16 protein-coding genes are annotated in these 14,553 nt (G+C 65.7%); 5 read left to right on the top strand and 11 right to left on the bottom strand.

What is annotated here, in order from left to right; all coding sequences use genetic code 11:
- Window positions 1-58 precede the first annotated feature (58 nt).
- Together K4G67_RS01580 and hemF are read right to left on the bottom strand one after the other, a co-directional pair.
- Entirely contained in the window at window positions 59-607 is a 549-nt protein-coding gene (locus K4G67_RS01580; protein WP_239804655.1) for a pseudouridine synthase, read from the bottom strand.
- Window positions 608-614: 7 nt separating this feature from the next.
- A complete protein-coding gene (gene hemF, locus K4G67_RS01575) occupies window positions 615-1,487 on the bottom strand; it encodes an oxygen-dependent coproporphyrinogen oxidase (RefSeq protein ID WP_239804654.1) in 873 nt (290 codons plus the stop codon).
- 45 nt (window positions 1,488-1,532) lie between these two features.
- Here hemF and pdeM point away from each other — a divergent pair, with 45 nt between their 5' ends.
- From pdeM to K4G67_RS01550, 5 genes are all read left to right on the top strand, one after another.
- The gene (gene pdeM / locus K4G67_RS01570) at window positions 1,533-2,279 is read left to right on the top strand and encodes a ligase-associated DNA damage response endonuclease PdeM (RefSeq protein WP_239804653.1); all 747 of its coding nucleotides are present in this window, start codon (window positions 1,533-1,535) and stop codon (window positions 2,277-2,279) included.
- Window positions 2,280-2,491: 212 nt separating this feature from the next.
- Window positions 2,492-3,010 (top strand): translation initiation factor IF-3, encoded by a 519-nt coding sequence (gene infC, locus K4G67_RS01565; RefSeq protein WP_275588698.1) that lies wholly within the window; start codon window positions 2,492-2,494, stop codon window positions 3,008-3,010.
- Between the two features lie 25 nt (window positions 3,011-3,035).
- Window positions 3,036-3,251, top strand: coding sequence for a hypothetical protein (locus K4G67_RS01560; RefSeq protein WP_239804652.1), 216 nt, complete (start codon window positions 3,036-3,038; stop codon window positions 3,249-3,251).
- Complete coding sequence (locus tag K4G67_RS01555) at window positions 3,248-4,570, top strand: cystathionine gamma-synthase family protein (RefSeq protein ID WP_239804651.1); 1,323 nt, start codon at window positions 3,248-3,250, stop codon at window positions 4,568-4,570. Before K4G67_RS01560 ends, K4G67_RS01555 begins: the two co-directional genes overlap by 4 nt.
- On the top strand, window positions 4,567-5,355 hold the full coding sequence (locus K4G67_RS01550; RefSeq protein ID WP_239804650.1) for an alpha/beta fold hydrolase: 789 nt from the start codon (window positions 4,567-4,569) through the stop codon (window positions 5,353-5,355). The genes K4G67_RS01555 and K4G67_RS01550 overlap by 4 nt, the downstream gene beginning before the upstream one ends.
- Here the strand turns inward: K4G67_RS01550 and K4G67_RS01545 are convergent.
- The 9 genes from K4G67_RS01545 to K4G67_RS01505 all read right to left on the bottom strand — a co-directional run bounded on the left by K4G67_RS01545 (window position 5,352) and on the right by K4G67_RS01505 (window position 14,552).
- Complete coding sequence (locus tag K4G67_RS01545) at window positions 5,352-6,692, bottom strand: ABC1 kinase family protein (RefSeq protein ID WP_239804649.1); 1,341 nt, start codon at window positions 6,690-6,692, stop codon at window positions 5,352-5,354. The two genes, K4G67_RS01550 and K4G67_RS01545, sit on opposite strands and share 4 nt — an antisense overlap.
- 7 nt (window positions 6,693-6,699) lie before the next feature.
- On the bottom strand, window positions 6,700-8,895 hold the full coding sequence (gene paoC / locus K4G67_RS01540) for an aldehyde oxidoreductase molybdenum-binding subunit PaoC (RefSeq protein WP_239804648.1): 2,196 nt from the start codon (window positions 8,893-8,895) through the stop codon (window positions 6,700-6,702).
- A gap of 5 nt (window positions 8,896-8,900) precedes the next feature.
- The gene (locus K4G67_RS01535; protein ID WP_239804647.1) at window positions 8,901-9,851 is read right to left on the bottom strand and encodes an FAD binding domain-containing protein; all 951 of its coding nucleotides are present in this window, start codon (window positions 9,849-9,851) and stop codon (window positions 8,901-8,903) included.
- A gap of 3 nt (window positions 9,852-9,854) precedes the next feature.
- Window positions 9,855-10,496, bottom strand: a complete 642-nt coding sequence (gene paoA, locus K4G67_RS01530; protein WP_239804646.1) for an aldehyde dehydrogenase iron-sulfur subunit PaoA — start codon at window positions 10,494-10,496, stop codon at window positions 9,855-9,857.
- Window positions 10,497-10,640: 144 nt separating this feature from the next.
- Window positions 10,641-11,186 (bottom strand): J domain-containing protein, encoded by a 546-nt coding sequence (locus tag K4G67_RS01525; RefSeq protein ID WP_239804753.1) that lies wholly within the window; start codon window positions 11,184-11,186, stop codon window positions 10,641-10,643.
- A gap of 42 nt (window positions 11,187-11,228) precedes the next feature.
- On the bottom strand, window positions 11,229-11,747 hold the full coding sequence (gene pal, locus K4G67_RS01520; RefSeq protein ID WP_239804752.1) for a peptidoglycan-associated lipoprotein Pal: 519 nt from the start codon (window positions 11,745-11,747) through the stop codon (window positions 11,229-11,231).
- Window positions 11,748-11,853: 106 nt separating this feature from the next.
- Entirely contained in the window at window positions 11,854-13,203 is a 1,350-nt protein-coding gene (gene tolB, locus K4G67_RS01515) for a Tol-Pal system beta propeller repeat protein TolB (RefSeq protein ID WP_239804645.1), read from the bottom strand.
- A 2-nt stretch (window positions 13,204-13,205) separates the two neighbouring features.
- Window positions 13,206-14,087: a hypothetical protein gene (locus tag K4G67_RS01510; protein WP_239804644.1), complete on the bottom strand. Its 882-nt coding sequence runs from the start codon at window positions 14,085-14,087 to the stop codon at window positions 13,206-13,208.
- Window positions 14,088-14,099: 12 nt separating this feature from the next.
- Window positions 14,100-14,552 (bottom strand): ExbD/TolR family protein, encoded by a 453-nt coding sequence (locus K4G67_RS01505; protein WP_239804643.1) that lies wholly within the window; start codon window positions 14,550-14,552, stop codon window positions 14,100-14,102.
- Between the last annotated feature and the right edge of the window lies 1 nt (window position 14,553).

Raw genomic sequence — 14,553 nt, 5'->3', positions numbered from 1 at the left:
TTGCAATCGCATTCGCCAACTATTTACCGCCCATGTCCCCGTGCCGCCCGGCGATGCCCTAAACCGCGATCTCGCGCCATTCGCCGGGTGCGATCCCGTCCAGCGTCCAATCCCCCACCCGCCAACGCACCAGCCGCAGCGTCGGATGCCCCACCGCCGCCGTCATGCGCCGCACCTGGCGATTGCGCCCCTCGGTAATGGTAAGCGCGATCCAGCGGTCGGGCACCGTCTTGCGAAAGCGTACGGGGGGCACACGCTCCCATATCGCGGGCGGGTCCATGGGTTCGGCGCGGGCGGGCCGGGTCGTGCCGTCCTTCAACGCCACCCCGCGGCGCAGGCGTTCGAGCGCGGCATCGTCCGGCTCGCCCTCCACCTGCGCCCAATAGGTCTTGGGCAATTTGTGCCGTGGTTCCGCGATGCGCGATTGCAGGCGCCCATCGTCGGTGAGGAGCAACAGCCCCTCGCTATCCTTGTCGAGCCGCCCGGCGGGGTAAACGCCCGGCACATCGACAAAGGACGCAAGCGTGTCGCGCGCATCGCCCCCCGCCCCGCCGCTGAACTGCGATTGCACGCCGAACGGCTTGTTGAGCAGGATCAGCCGCGCCACCCTCCGCTCAATTCCACGCCGCGAGCGGGGGCAGGCTCATCAATATGGCGTCGATATTTCCCCCGGTCTTCAGCCCGAACAGCGTACCCCTGTCGTGCACCAGGTTGAACTCGGCATAACGCCCCCGCCATTCGAGCATGCGGGCATAGTCCGCGTCATCCCATTCCTGATGCATGCGGCGGCGCACGATGTCGGGGAAGGAGGCCAGGAACGCCTCCCCCACGTCGCGGGTGAAGGCGAAATTATCGGCGAATTGCGCTTCGTCCGCGCATTCCAGGTGGTCGTAGAATATGCCGCCGACGCCCCGATGCACGCCCCGGTGGGGGATGAAGAAATAATCGTCCGCCCATTTCTTGAACCGGGGATAATACGCATCGTCGTGCCCCTCGCATGCCTTGCGGAATGCGTCGTGAAATTGGGCGGTGTCTTCCTCGTACGGGATCGGGGGGTTGAGATCGCCGCCGCCGCCGAACCATGCCGCCTGCGTCGTGAGGAAGCGGGTGTTCATGTGGACGGCGGGCACATGCGGGTTCGCCATGTGCGCGACGAGGCTGATGCCGGTGGCGGTGAATTGCGGATGCTCGGCGCTGGCGCCGTTGATGGTGGCGGCGAATTCCGGCTTGAACTTGCCATGCACGGTGGAGACGTTGACGCCGACCTTTTCGAAGATCTTCCCCTTCATCAATCCGCGCGTGCCGCCGCCCCCGTCGGCCTCCCCCTCGTCCGGTTCGCGGTTCCAGGGGGTGTATTCGAAGGCGGCATCGCTGCCGGCCTCACGCTCGATCGCCTCGAAACTTTTGCATATGCGGGTTCGCAGTCGTTCGAACCACGCCTTCGCGGCGGCGGTTTCGGCGGTCCAGTCGGTTTTCGTTTCGGTCATGGCCCGCGCTTGCCAAACCGGCGCGGCTGCGGCAATAGACTTCGCATGGTTCCCCTTTCGTTCGTAGATCAGGAATGGCGCATCGTCGATGGCCGCGCGCTTTACTGGGAGCGCGAGAATGCGTTGCTGGTCGCGGACCTGCATCTTGAAAAGGCGAGCTTTTACGCACGCACCGGACAGATGCTGCCCCCTTACGACAGCCGGGAGACGCTCGAACGGGTTGCCGCCGCGATCCGGGACACGGGCGCACGGCGGGTGTTCACGCTGGGCGACAATTTCCACGATGCGGGCGGGCCGGGCCGGCTGGAGCCGCATGCGCGCGGCATGCTCGACGCGCTGACGCGGGCGGTGGACTGGGTCTGGGTGACCGGCAATCACGATTCGAAGGATTACCTAGCGCCCGCGCATCGCCGTCACCGGGAGGCCGACGCCCCCGGCGGTACGCAGGTCGGGGAACTGGAAACCGGCGGCATCGTGCTGCGCCATCAGGCGAAGGCTGGCGAAACCCGGCCCGAATTGTCCGGCCATTTCCACCCCCGGTTGCAGATCATGGTGAAGGGGCGCCGCATCGTGCGGCCCTGTGCCGTGATCGGCGACGGTGCGAATGACGGTGACGAAAGCGGTGTGGGCGCGGGGGCGCGCATGATCCTTCCCGCGTTCGGTACGCTGACGGCAGGGATGGACGCGGGCGATGCGGCGATCGTCGATGCCATGCAACCGGCGCGATGCATCACGGCGATGGTACCGGCGGCGGGCCGGCTGTTGCGGTTTCCCTTATGGCGGGCGGCGTGACCGCGCCCTTGCGAAACGTGGCTTCGCTCCCCATCTTGAATGTTGGTGAAGGAACCTTCGGGCCGGTTGGTGCGTAAGCGAGTTCACAAAGGCGCGGTTCTGCGATAAGAGCGCGCCTGAAAGCGGTCTTTCGCGATTCTGCGAAGGCTGCCCGTTTTTTGTAATCAGCCATCTCAGGAGAAGGCCCCATAGCACGTCCCCCTCGCCGATCATTGCAACCGCCGGTCAAGAGCGGCCCGCGATACAACAACATGATTCAGTCCGACAAGGTTCGGGTCATCGACGACGAGGGCGAAAACCTGGGGGTCATGTACACGCGCGAAGCGATCGAGCGCGCGGCCGAGACGGGGCTGGACCTTGTTGAGGTCTCTCCGAACGCAGACCCGCCGGTTTGCAAGTTCCTCGATGTCGGCAAGTTCCGGTACGAGGCGCAGAAAAAAGCCAATGCGCAGCGCAAGACGCAGAAGACGCAGGAGCTCAAAGAAATCAAGATGCGCCCCAACATCGACGATCATGATTACGATGTGAAGATGCGCAACGTGAACAAGTTCCTGGAAAACGGGGACAAGGTGAAGCTGACGCTGCGTTTCCGCGGGCGCGAAATGGCGCACCAGGAACTCGGCATGGACCTGTTGAAGCGGGTGCAGGACGACGTTCGCGAAATCGCCAAGGTCGAGGCGTTCCCCCGCCTCGAAGGGCGACAGATGTTGATGGTGCTGGCGCCGAAATAAGGCCCGCGCGATTGCCACGATTACCATGCCGTCCGGAGATGATCCGGGCGGCATTTTTCGTGGCCGCCATGCGCCGCCGGGCGGCGAGCCATCCTCCTTTTTGGATATTTGCGGCGCGATCTTCGTTGATGGATCAACCCACCTGCAATCGAGAACCCGCCGGCGCCGCGCCATTGGCTTCGATTGCGAAAACAGGTTACGAATGAAACCTGACAAGACAGAGGATCCGCAAAAGCCATGACCGACACCTCCCGCCCCGATCAGCCTACCCCGCGTCGCAAGCCGAAACCCGCACTGGAATCCATTGGCGGGCGCAAGATCGCGCCGAGCACCGCGATGATGGGCTATGGCTTCGATCCTGTCCTGTCCGAAGGCGCGCTCAAACCGCCGATCTTCCTCACCTCCACCTTCGCGTTCGAAAGCGCGGCGGCGGGCAAGCGCCATTTCGAAGGGCTGACCGGGCAACGCGAAGGCGGGGCCGAGGGGCTGGTCTATTCCCGCTTCAATGGCCCGAATCAGGAAATTCTCGAGGACCGGCTGGCCATCTGGGACGGGGCGGAGGAAAGCCTCGTCTTTTCCTCCGGCATGTCGGCGATCGCGACGCTGCTGCTCGCCAATTGCAGGGCGGGCGATGTCATCCTGCATTCCGGTCCGCTCTATGCCGCGACCGAGGGGTTCATTTCCAAGATCATGGCCCGTTACGGCGTCGATTACGTCGATTTCGCCGCCGGCGCGAGCCGCGAGGACATGGCCAGCGCGATCGACGAGGCAAAGGAGAAGGCCAGCGCAAAGGGCGGCAAGCTCGCCATGATCTACCTCGAAAGCCCGGCCAACCCGACCAATGCGCTGGTGGACATAGAGGCGATCGCCGCGCTGCGCGACGAGGCGTTTGCAGGCGGTGAAGATGCGCCGCCGATCGCAATCGACAACACTTTTCTTGGCCCCTTGTGGCAACGTCCGCTCGACCATGGGGCCGACATCGTCATCTATTCGCTGACCAAATATGTGGGCGGGCATTCCGATCTTGTGGCGGGCGGGTTGTCCGGTGCGAAGACATGGATCGATCCGGTTCGTGCGCTGCGCAATACGATGGGCACGATCTGCGATCCGAACACGGCGTGGATGTTGCTGCGCAGCCTGGAAACGGTGGAACTGCGCATGACGCGGGCGGGCGAAAACGCGGCGAAGGTCTGTGCCTTTCTCGCCGACCATCCGAAGGTGGACCGGCTGGGCTATCTCGGCATGATTTCCGATGCGTCGCAAAAGGACATCTACGACCGCCATTGCCTCGGCAGCGGGTCGACCTTTTCGGTGTTCGTGAAGGGGGGTGAGGCCGAAAGCTTCGCCTTTCTCGACGCGCTGAAGATCGCGAAGCTCGCCGTCAGTCTTGGCGGGACGGAAACGCTGGCAAGCCATCCCGCCGCGATGACGCACATCTCCGTCCCGCAGGAGCGCAAGGACCGGCTCGGCATCACGGACAATCTCGTGCGCGTGTCCATCGGGATCGAGGATGCAGACGACCTCATCGCCGATTTCGATCAGGCTTTGTCGAAGGCATGACCATGGTCGAAGGGATGACCATGCCGGGGCTGCTCTTCGTTCATGGCGCGGCGGGCGATGCGCGGGTCTGGAATCCGGTGATCGCCGCTCTCCCCGACGGGTGGGAGGCCGAGGCGATCACGCTCACCTATTTCGGCGATACCGCCTGGCCGGACGACGGCGCCGGGTTCGGTACCGCCATGCACGCCCGGGACATTTGCGAGCATGCCGCACGCCTTGGCGGCGATGTACGCCTCGTGTGCTGGTCCTACGCCGTGCATGCGGGGTTGGAGGCGCTGCGCGAGCGGCCGGACCTGTTTGCCGGCGCCTTTTTCTACGAGGCGGGGTTGCCGCACTACCTGTCCGATGCAGAGGAAATCGAACGTTTCACACGCGATTTCAAATCGTGTTTCGGCCCGGTCGGCGCCGCGTTGAAGAAAGACGGGCCGGTGGCGGCGGTACGTGCGTTGATCGGTCCCGCGTTCGAACGCATGACGCCCGAGCGTCGCGCCATCTACGAATCCAATTCAGCGATGATGCCACTGCTCATGGGTGGGGGGCAGGCGCCGGCGCAAATCGGACCGGGCGAACTCGCGCAAATCGAAACGCCCTGCCGCGTCGCAATGGGGGCCGATACGCGCCTAGCCTTCGCATTGCCCAGCCGCGCGCTGGCAAAAGGCTTGCCCGATTGCGACCTGATCGAGGTTCCGGACGCACAGCATTTCCTGCCCGAAACCGACCCTGGGCGGTTTGCCGGATTGGTCGAGGAATGGGCCGGATCGGTGACGGAGCGCACCCTGCCCTAGGGCTTTGGCGCGCCCTCGCCCACGATCCGGTCCGCCATGGTGCGCACGTCGACCCGCGCCTTCAACCTCGCGGCGAGGAGCGCGGTCCCGCTGATCTTGCGCTGCACGAAGAGCACGTCGGCGGGCGGCAGGTGCCAGCTTGCCCGGTCCTGCGCGATCGCCATGCCTTCCTCACGCAGGATCGATACAAAGGCACGGTCGCCAAAATCGAACGGACCGGGCTTGTGCATTTCGGCGACGATCACGTCGATCATATGGTCGACACGCGCCCGGTGCCGCGTCGCGACGGCGGGCGCCATGAAACCGGCGGCGATGGCAGCGGCGCGGATGCGATCCCGGTCCTGCGCCAATCCTGCGCGCAGCAGTTCGCGATAACCCTCGACCACCGCAGCGCTCACCCCCCGCGCCGCACCGAAATCGAGGAGGACGATCCGCCCCGTTTCGGGCTGGTAGCGATAGTTGGCGAAATTCGGATCGGTCTGCATCTGCCGGAACTCGAACAATTCGCGCAGCACGATACCGATCAGGATCCGCATCGCCCGGTCCCGCCGTTCCTGGCTTTCGCGTTCCAGCGTTTCAATGGGCTGCCCCTCGACGAAACCCATCGCGAGGATGTTTCGCGTCGTGAGATCGGGGTCGAGCGTGGGGACCACCACATCCTCGTCATCGGCAAGCAGCGCGCCGAACCGCGCCATCTGCTCCCCTTCACGCAAATAATCGGCCTCCTCCGCCAATTGCGCCTTCGCGGCGGCGAGCAAGGGTGCGATGTCGAGTTCGCGCGGAAGTAGGTTCGATATGCGCAACAAGGTCGCGACATTATCGACATCGGCATCGATGCTTTCGCGTACGCCGGGATATTGCACCTTGATCGCGAGTTCGCGCCCGTCGCGCGTGGTCGCGCGGTGCACCTGCCCGATGGAGGCGGCGGCCATCGGGCGCGGTTCGAACCGGCGGAAATGGCGGCGCCAGTCTTCGCCCCATTCGCAGGCCAGCACGCGCTGCATCTGCGCCGGGGGCATATGGTGCGCATTTTCGCGCAGGCGGGCCATGATCTCGGCCAGTTCGGGCGGCAACATGTCGCCCGCATCCATCGAGATCATCTGCCCCAGCTTCATCGCCGCCCCGCGCAGGTTCGACAACCGGTCGGCCAGCCGCGACACATTGCCGGGTGTCAGCAGCATGTCGCGCATGCGCGGTCGCTCGCCCCCGGCGATGCGGCGTGCGCCTTCGGCCATCATGCCGCCCGCAACACCGGTCGCCAGCCGCCCGAACTGTCCCAGCCGCGAAAGTCGCCCGCTGGGCACGGTGCGGTGGCGATCGCCACCGTTCCCGCTCATCGCGCCCTCACACCGCCGGCAGACGGTCGAGATATTTGTCCAGCGTCAACGGATAGTCGCGCACCCGCACCCCGGTCGCGTTATAGGCGGCATTGGCAATCGCCGCCCCCACCCCGCAAATGCCGAGTTCGCCGACGCCCTTCGCCTTCGGCGGCGAGATGATCGGATCGAGCGTGTCGAGGAAAACCACTTCCTGCGGCGGGATGTCGGCATGGACCGGCACCTCGTACTGGGCAAGGTCGTGATTGGCGAAAAAGCCGAAGCGTTTGTCCACCACCAGATGCTCGGTCAGCGCGGCGCCAGCGGCCATGACCATGCCGCCGATCACCTGGCTGCGCGCCGAAAGCGGGTTGAGAATACGGCCCGCATCGCACACGGCGAGCATTCGGCGGATGCGGATTTCGCCGGTGAATACATCGACATCCACCTCGACAAAATGGCTCGCATAGGTGCCGACGTCGTAATCCTGCTTGAACTTGCCGAAGGTCATCTCGCCATCGACGGACATCGCGCCTGCCTCGCGAAGCGCGCTGCTGCGCCCGCCGCCGCTGATCCGGCCGTCGGCGAATTCGGCCCGCGCCGCGTCATAGCCGAGCTTTTGCGCAATCGCCTCGCGCAGGTTGACGCACGCGGCGTAGACGCCGGCGGTCGCACTCGCCGCGCCCCATTGCCCGCCGGAACCCGCCGACACGGGAAAGCGCGAATCGCCAAGATGCACCGTTACGTCGTCGAGCGGCACACCCATGCATTCCGCCGCGGTCTGCGCGATGATGGTGTAGCTGCCGGTGCCGATGTCGGTCATGTCGGTGGCGACCGAAATGCGCCCGGCATCGTCGATCCCGACCCGCGCCGCCGATGTGCGCGCCGGCGCCGCGCGATAACCCGCCGCCACACCCATCCCGGTCAGATAACGGCCGTTGCGCCGCGATCCGGGACGCGCCGACCGTTTCGCCCATCCGAAACGCTCCGCCCCCTCGCGCAGACAACGGGTGAGGTGACGGTCCGAAATCTTCGTCTGCTCGCCGCCCGGGATACGGTCCTTCACATCATTCGCGATGCGCAGTTCGACAGGATCGATGTTCAGCTTTTCGGCAAGCTCGTCCATCGCCACCTCGAGCGCCATGTGCCCCGGCGTTTCGCCGGGCGCACGCATCGCATTGCCTTCGGGCAGGTCGAGCTGCGCGATATAGCATGCCGTCATCCGCCCCGCGCCTGCGTAAAGCTTCGGCGTCTGCAGCGTGCCGTCCTCCGGCCCTTCGCCGGTGATATTGCCGGACCAGCATTCATGCCCCATCGCCGCGATGCGCCCGTCGCGATCCGCGCCGATGCGCACACGCTGTATCGTGGCGTGGCGATGGGTGGTGTTGTTGAACATCAACGGGCGCTGCAACGCGAGCTTGACCGGGCGCTTCGCCGCCTTCGCGGCCAGCGCGGCCATCACAGCATCCGCGCGCACGAACAGCTTGCCGCCGAACCCGCCGCCGATGAATGGCGAATCGACGCGGATCTTGTCCGCATCCATGCGCAGGATGGAGGCCAGCGCCTGCCGCCCCCATTCGATCATCTGGTTCGATGTCCACACGGTCAGCGTATCGCCTTCCCATGCCGCGATGGTCGCGTGCGGCTCCATCATGGCATGCGCTTCGTCCGGGGTGGTGTAGGTTTCGTCGACCGTCACCGCTGAACCCGCAAACGCACCGTCGAAATCGCCGACCGACGAACGTGCCGGTTCGCCGCGCTCCATCGCGATCGGCGCGCCCGGCTTTGCGGCCTTGAGATCGAAGGCACCGTCCGCGCTTTCGTAACGCGTGCGGATGAGCCCGGCCGCGGCGCGGGCCTGCTCGAAGGTTTCGGCCACGACGCAGGCGATCGCCTGATGGTAATGCGAAATCTCGCGGCCGCCGAAAAGCGGGGCATAGTTCCATTCGCTGCTGCCGACCGGCTCGTGCTCGGTCGCGGCAACGATGGCGACGACCCCGGGCGCGGCGCGCGCCTCGGCGAGGTCCATCGACACGATGCGACCCTTTGCAATGGCCGAACCCACGATCCAGCCATAGGCCTGCCCCGCCACGACGTCGTGGCGTTCATAGGCATAGGGCGCGGTGCCCGTGACCTTTCGTGCGCCGTCGATCCGGGGCGTGGACTTGCCCACGATGCGGGCGCGGTCGAACAGATTGTCTCCTGCGGGGCTATCGAATTTCATGGTGTTCAGCTCCGCAATTGGGAAAGAACGCCGGCGAGCGTGCGTTCGGCCAGTTTGATCTTGAAACGATTGTCCTCGGTCGGGCGCGCATCGGCGAAGGCCGCGGCGATCACCGCGCCCGCCCCCTGCGGCAGGGCGGCATCGGCCGCCGCCATGCGCCACGGCCGCGGCGCGACCCCGCCGAATGCGACGCGCCCGGTGCCATCGGGGGCGATGACGGCCGCAACCGACACCAGCGCAAAGGCATAGGACGCACGGTCGCGCACTTTCTCGTAAAAGTGCCGGCCGGGCGGCGGCGGGGGAAGCACGACATGGGTGATGATCTCGCCCGGATCCAGCACGGTTTCGACATGCGGCGTATCGCCCCACAACCGGTGAAATTCGCCCAGCGGAATGGACCGCGCCCGCCCGTCGGGGCGCATCGTTTCCACAGTCGCGTCGAGAACGCGCATCGCCACGGCCATATCGCCGGGATAGGTCGCGATGCACGCATCCGACGTACCGATCACGCCCAGCTGCCGCGAATGTCCGTTGATCCCTGCGCACCCGCTGCCGGGATCGCGCTTGTTGCACGGCATGTTGGTGTCGTAGAAATAGGAACATCGCGTGCGTTGCAGCAGATTGCCGCCGGTCGTCGCCTTGTTGCGCAACTGCCCACTCGCGCCGGCCTGTATCGCGCGGGTCAGCACGGGATAATCGCGCCGCACCCGCGGATGCGCCGACAGCGCCGTATTGCTGACCAACGTGCCGATGCGCAGGCCGCCCTCTTCCGTGTCCTCGACCGCGTCGAGGCCGATGTCCTGCACATCGACGAGATGCACCGGCGTCTCGATCTCCAGCTTCATGAGGTCGAGCAGATTGGTCCCGCCCGCGATGAATTTCGCGCCGGGCCGGGCCGCGACGCTCGCGGCGGCGGCCGCCGGCGTTGCGGCGCGTTCGTAGGTAAAGCTTCGCATGATTTAGCCTTTCGCGACTTCGGCCATGGCATCGGCGATGTTGGCATAGGCGCCGCAGCGGCAGATATTCCCGCTCATCCGCTCGCGCATTTCCATGTTGGTCGGGCGGATCGCACCGGTAAGGTCGTCCGTCACATGGCTCGGAATGTCGCGGGCGATCTCGTTCAGCGTCGCAACGGCGGAGCAGATCTGCCCCGGCGTGCAATATCCGCATTGATAGCCGTCATGGCGAACGAAGGCATCCTGCATGGCGTGAAGATCGCCGGGCGTGCCCAACCCTTCGATCGTGGTGATCTCATCACCTTCGTGCATCACGGCGAGGCTGAGACAGCTGTTCACCCGTTCGCCGTTCACCATCACCGTGCACGCGCCGCACTGCCCGTGATCGCAGCCTTTCTTGCTTCCGGTGAGGTGCAGATGTTCGCGCAGCGTGTCGAGCAGGGTCGTGCGCGTGTCGACATCGACCTCGCGCCGCTTTCCATTCACCGTCATCGCAACCGCCATATGCGCCGGCGCGGGATGCGAAGGCCGGGACGTGCCCGCTCCCTGCGCCGCGACGGGCATTGTCCTTGCGATGGCGACCGACGCCACCCCGCCGGCAAGGACACCGCGTCGCGATGCGTTCAAAATTCCATTATCCGTCATGGGCGTCCCGTTTTACTGATGGAGGGGTGTAAATCGCTGTGCCGGAATGCCGCGATTGGCATAGCGTAGCGCCGCCGCCCCACCGTGGCAAATGCGCAGAACCCTCGCCGTGCCGGGTGCGAACCCACGCAACCGAAATGCGGTTCAACGCGGTGCGTCCGGTTGCCACTGACGCCGGTCCTCTGCCGCCTTCAACACGTCATAGGCGAGTTGCAGGCGGTGAAATTCCTTCGCCGCCTCGGGATCGCCCGGCTTCACGTCGGGATGCACACGCTTGGCGAGCAGGCGCCACGCTTTCTTGATCGCGGCGAAATCGGCGTCGGGATCGAGTTCGAGCACCTCCAGCGCGCGGAGTTCGTCGCCGCTGCGCGTGCCATCGCCCGACCCGGCCCAGCCATAATGCGCCGATTCGCGATAGCCCGCATTGTCGCGCTGTTCCCGCGCGGCACGCTTGGCCTTTTCCTCTTCGGAAAGCCCGGCGAAATAATCCCAGCCGCGATTGTATTCGGCGGCGTGCGGCTGACAGAAATACCAGCGTTCGGGGCTGTTGGGGGATTTGGGCGCGGGGCAATCGCCCGGCTCGTCGCAACCCACGCGGTCGCAAAGGCGCACGTTCTGCGCCTCCCGCCCGGCTTCATAGCCGCGCCATCGGGGAAAACCCCAGTCTACGGATCGTCGCGATCTGGCCATCATATCGCAATAGCCAGATCGCGAGAGAAAATCGACCCTGCTTTACTGCACCGTGACGGTGACGGCGCGGCGGTTCTGTGCCCAGGCCTGCTCGTTCGAGCCCATGGCGACCGGGCGCTCCTTGCCATAGCTCACCGTGGTGATGCGAGTGGCCGGAATGCCGAGGCTGACGAGATAATTGCGCGCGGCATTGGCGCGGCGTTCGCCAAGCGCGAGGTTATATTCGCGGGTACCGCGTTCGTCGGCATGCCCCTCGATCGTGATGCGCTTGTTGGGATATTGCATCAGCCATTGGGCCTGGCTGCGCAGCGTGGCCTGATCCGCGGAATCGATATTGAATTCGTCGGTGTCGAAGAACACGCGATCCGACGCGACCGAATTCACGAAATCCTGCTGGCTTCCGGGGGCGACGGTGTTCGCGTTCGCGTTGCCGGAGCTGGTACCGGGCGCGGGCGTCGTCGCCGGTTCGGGCGGCAATTCATCGGGCGTGGTCTTGCACGCGGCAAGCGCGAGCGTGCCGCACGCCAAAAGCGCGGCGCGGGAAAGATTCGGGCGGTTCATCAAGCGCATTGTCTTAGGCTCCTTCTGCTATGATCGGATTGGGGTCGGGTGTTGCCGGCCGATCGAATGGCGCCAGATGCGCCACCGTCATGCAACACCAACGCTGTTAAGGCAAAACCGGTCCCCACGACGGGTCGGACGCGTCCACCGGGGTGTCGAGCTGGCGCAGATTGTCACCGGTGAGATCGACCTGCCACAGTTCCGATTGGCCGCTGTTGCGGGTGGTGCGGAAGAACTGGATGATGCGGCCGTTGGGGCTCCACGTCGGCGCCTCGTCCTGCCACGCGTCGGTAAGGTGGCGCAGGTTGCCGCCGCCGGGGCTCATCGTGGCGATCCGGAAATTGCCGGTAATGTGCGTGAAGGCGATCTGGTCGCCGCGCGGGCTCCACTCCGGGGTCGCCGCGCGCCCGCCGAAAAAGCTGATCCGCCGCTGTCCGGTGCCGTCGGCATTCATGACATAGATCTGCTGACTGCCGGAACGGTCGCTTTCGAACACGATCTGGCGCCCGTCGGGGGAATAGGAACCGCCGATGTCGATCCCCGGCGTATCGGTGAGGCGCTGCGGCTGTCCGCCGGTGACCGGCACGCGGTAGATGTCGGTATTGCCCGACACCGCCATGGAATAGAGGATGTACCGCCCGTCGGGCGACCAGCGCGGTGCAAAGGTCGGGTTGCCGCTCTGCGTCACGAGCGTCTGCGATTTCGATGCGATGTCGTAGATGTAAATGCGCGGATTGCCGTCCTTGTACGACAGATACGCGATCTTCGAATAATCGGGCGAATAGCGCGGGGTGAGCGCGGTCGTGCTCCCGCTCGTGATGAAGCTGTGGTTGGCGCCGTCCGAATCCATGATTGCAAGCCGCTTCACCCGGTTATCCTTCGGACCCGTTTCGGCGATATAGGCGATGCGGCTGTCGAAGAACGGATCTTCGCCCGAAAGCCGCGAATAGACCATGTCGGCGCATTTGTGCGCAGCCCGGCGCCAGTCGGCGGGCGACACGACATAGCCTTCGCGCGCCAGCTCCTGTTGCAGTCCGATGTCGTACAGATAACATCCCAAGGTAAGCTGATTGTCCGCGCCCGCCTTCACGAACCCGTGAACCAGCATTTCGGCGCCCAGCGGCGACCACTTGCCATATTGCGGGGCCGTCGCCTCGCGAAAGGCGATGGTCGGCAGCGCGTCGGGGCCGACAGGACGGAACAGGCCATTGTTCTTGAGATCGGCGGTGATCACGCGGGCTAGTTCGCGACCCAGCGCCCCGGTCGTGCGCGGGGCGGCGGGCGTCGATACGTCCCGATCGGTCGCAAACGCCGGGATCGCGATGCCAAGATCCTGCCACTCGCTTTCATCCGAGACCGACCCGGTCAGCCCGCCGGCCGGTGCATCCTGTGCAAACACCGGCGCGGCGATCAGGGCAAGCGCCGCGCTGGCGGCGTAGAGGGCGGATTTCAGCATGCTTACAATCTCCGGTCGAAACGGAACGAATCCACGCGTTTCCACGTGTCGTAATATTCATCGGGCAGGTCGAAAGGCGCGGCGAGCTGCACCGCGCGAATGGCGAGTTCGGCGTGACGGTCCTTTTGCGCTTCGTTCGCGTCGGTCACGCCCGATTGCGACACGACGCGCGGCCGTCCGCGCACGCTGCCGTCGCGGTTCATTTCCCACGACAGCACCGTCACCAGCTTTTCCGCGTCGACGCCCTGCGGCGCGCTCCAATGCGGGCGCAGCTGGCGCGATATGGCGGAGGACAGCGCCGATGCGGTGAGCGGGCCGGCCTTTTGCGCGGGCTGTTGACGGTCCTGCCCGCTGCCGCCCGTCCCGGCGAGGAAATCGCTGCCGAGGCGGCTGCCGCGGGCGGGCGCGGGATCGCGCGGGGCCTCGCGCGCCGGGGCACGGGGTGCGGGCTTGGGCTGCGGCTTGGGCTGCGGCTTGGGCTCCGCCTTTGGTTGCGGCCTTGGTTCGGGCCTTGGCTGCGGGCGCGGTTCCGGGCGCGGCTGCGGCTGCGGCGGGGGTTGCTCGATCCTGGGCGGGAGCGGCGCTGGAAGCGGTTCCACCACCGATGGCGCGGGCGGGGTCGGATCGCCGAGTTGTTCCGCCACGGACCGCGCCGGATTGGCGGCCGGGTTCGGAGAAACGGACTCCAGCGCGATCTCTTCCGAAACGGTTACGGTGATCGGTTCGGGAATATCGACCGGGACGGGCGGAGGATCCTTGGCAAAAAGCAGCAGTCCGGCCAGCACGGCGCCGTGTGCTGCGATGGCGATGCCAAGGCCAGCCCTGTCCTCCCGACCAAAGCCAGAGGCCTCGCCATCGTCAAGAGGTGGAGTTGTCGGCGTCATCGTCGCCATGGGCTATGGGCTTTCCGATGAACCGTTGGTGACCAGCGAAATCTGACGGAAACCGGCGTTGTTGAGCGCACCCATCACCGCCACGACACGCCCGTAATCAAGCCCGCGATCCGCGCGCAGCACGACCGGGGGCGCCTCCCCGCCGCCGGGCAGGAACAGCGCGACACGTTCGGAAAAGGCGCCGGCGGGAATGCGCTCCTCGTCGATGAAAATGCGGCCCTGCTCGTCGAGCGAGACGGTAAGCGGTTCGTTGTCGCTGGGCAGGGCATCGGCCTGGCTGTCGGGAAGATTCACCGGCACCCCGGCGGCGAGCAACGGCGCCGCCACCATGAAGATGATGAGCAGCACCAGCATGACGTCGACCATCGGCGTCACGTTGATTTCGGCCATGGGCGTGCGCCCGCCGCGCCCGCGCCGGCCCCGCCCGCCCGACGGGGATGCGAGTTTCACGCCCATG

This window comes from Croceicoccus hydrothermalis (genome assembly GCF_022378335.1).
GTDB classification, from domain to species: domain Bacteria; phylum Pseudomonadota; class Alphaproteobacteria; order Sphingomonadales; family Sphingomonadaceae; genus Croceicoccus; species Croceicoccus hydrothermalis.
The sequence above is the reverse complement of the archived record's forward strand: the minus strand, read 5'-3'. Positions and strand labels throughout refer to the sequence as shown.

What these genes read in the sequence shown, in the direction of transcription:
- pdeM (WP_239804653.1), top strand. Translation starts at nt 1,533, where the DNA reads ATGGTTCCCCTTTCGTTCGTAGATCAGGAATGGCGCATCGTCGATGGC.
- K4G67_RS01555 (WP_239804651.1), top strand. Translation starts at nt 3,248, where the DNA reads ATGACCGACACCTCCCGCCCCGATCAGCCTACCCCGCGTCGCAAGCCG.
- K4G67_RS01535 (WP_239804647.1), bottom strand. Translation starts at nt 9,851, where the DNA reads ATGCGAAGCTTTACCTACGAACGCGCCGCAACGCCGGCGGCCGCCGCC.
- paoC (WP_239804648.1), bottom strand. Translation starts at nt 8,895, where the DNA reads ATGAAATTCGATAGCCCCGCAGGAGACAATCTGTTCGACCGCGCCCGC.
- tolB (WP_239804645.1), bottom strand. Translation starts at nt 13,203, where the DNA reads ATGCTGAAATCCGCCCTCTACGCCGCCAGCGCGGCGCTTGCCCTGATC.
- K4G67_RS01545 (WP_239804649.1), bottom strand. Translation starts at nt 6,692, where the DNA reads ATGAGCGGGAACGGTGGCGATCGCCACCGCACCGTGCCCAGCGGGCGA.
- pal (WP_239804752.1), bottom strand. Translation starts at nt 11,747, where the DNA reads ATGAACCGCCCGAATCTTTCCCGCGCCGCGCTTTTGGCGTGCGGCACG.
- hemF (WP_239804654.1), bottom strand. Translation starts at nt 1,487, where the DNA reads ATGACCGAAACGAAAACCGACTGGACCGCCGAAACCGCCGCCGCGAAG.
- K4G67_RS01510 (WP_239804644.1), bottom strand. Translation starts at nt 14,087, where the DNA reads ATGACGCCGACAACTCCACCTCTTGACGATGGCGAGGCCTCTGGCTTT.
- K4G67_RS01550 (WP_239804650.1), top strand. Translation starts at nt 4,567, where the DNA reads ATGACCATGGTCGAAGGGATGACCATGCCGGGGCTGCTCTTCGTTCAT.
- paoA (WP_239804646.1), bottom strand. Translation starts at nt 10,496, where the DNA reads ATGACGGATAATGGAATTTTGAACGCATCGCGACGCGGTGTCCTTGCC.
- K4G67_RS01560 (WP_239804652.1), top strand. Translation starts at nt 3,036, where the DNA reads ATGCCGTCCGGAGATGATCCGGGCGGCATTTTTCGTGGCCGCCATGCG.
- K4G67_RS01525 (WP_239804753.1), bottom strand. Translation starts at nt 11,186, where the DNA reads ATGGCCAGATCGCGACGATCCGTAGACTGGGGTTTTCCCCGATGGCGC.
- K4G67_RS01505 (WP_239804643.1), bottom strand. Translation starts at nt 14,552, where the DNA reads ATGGGCGTGAAACTCGCATCCCCGTCGGGCGGGCGGGGCCGGCGCGGG.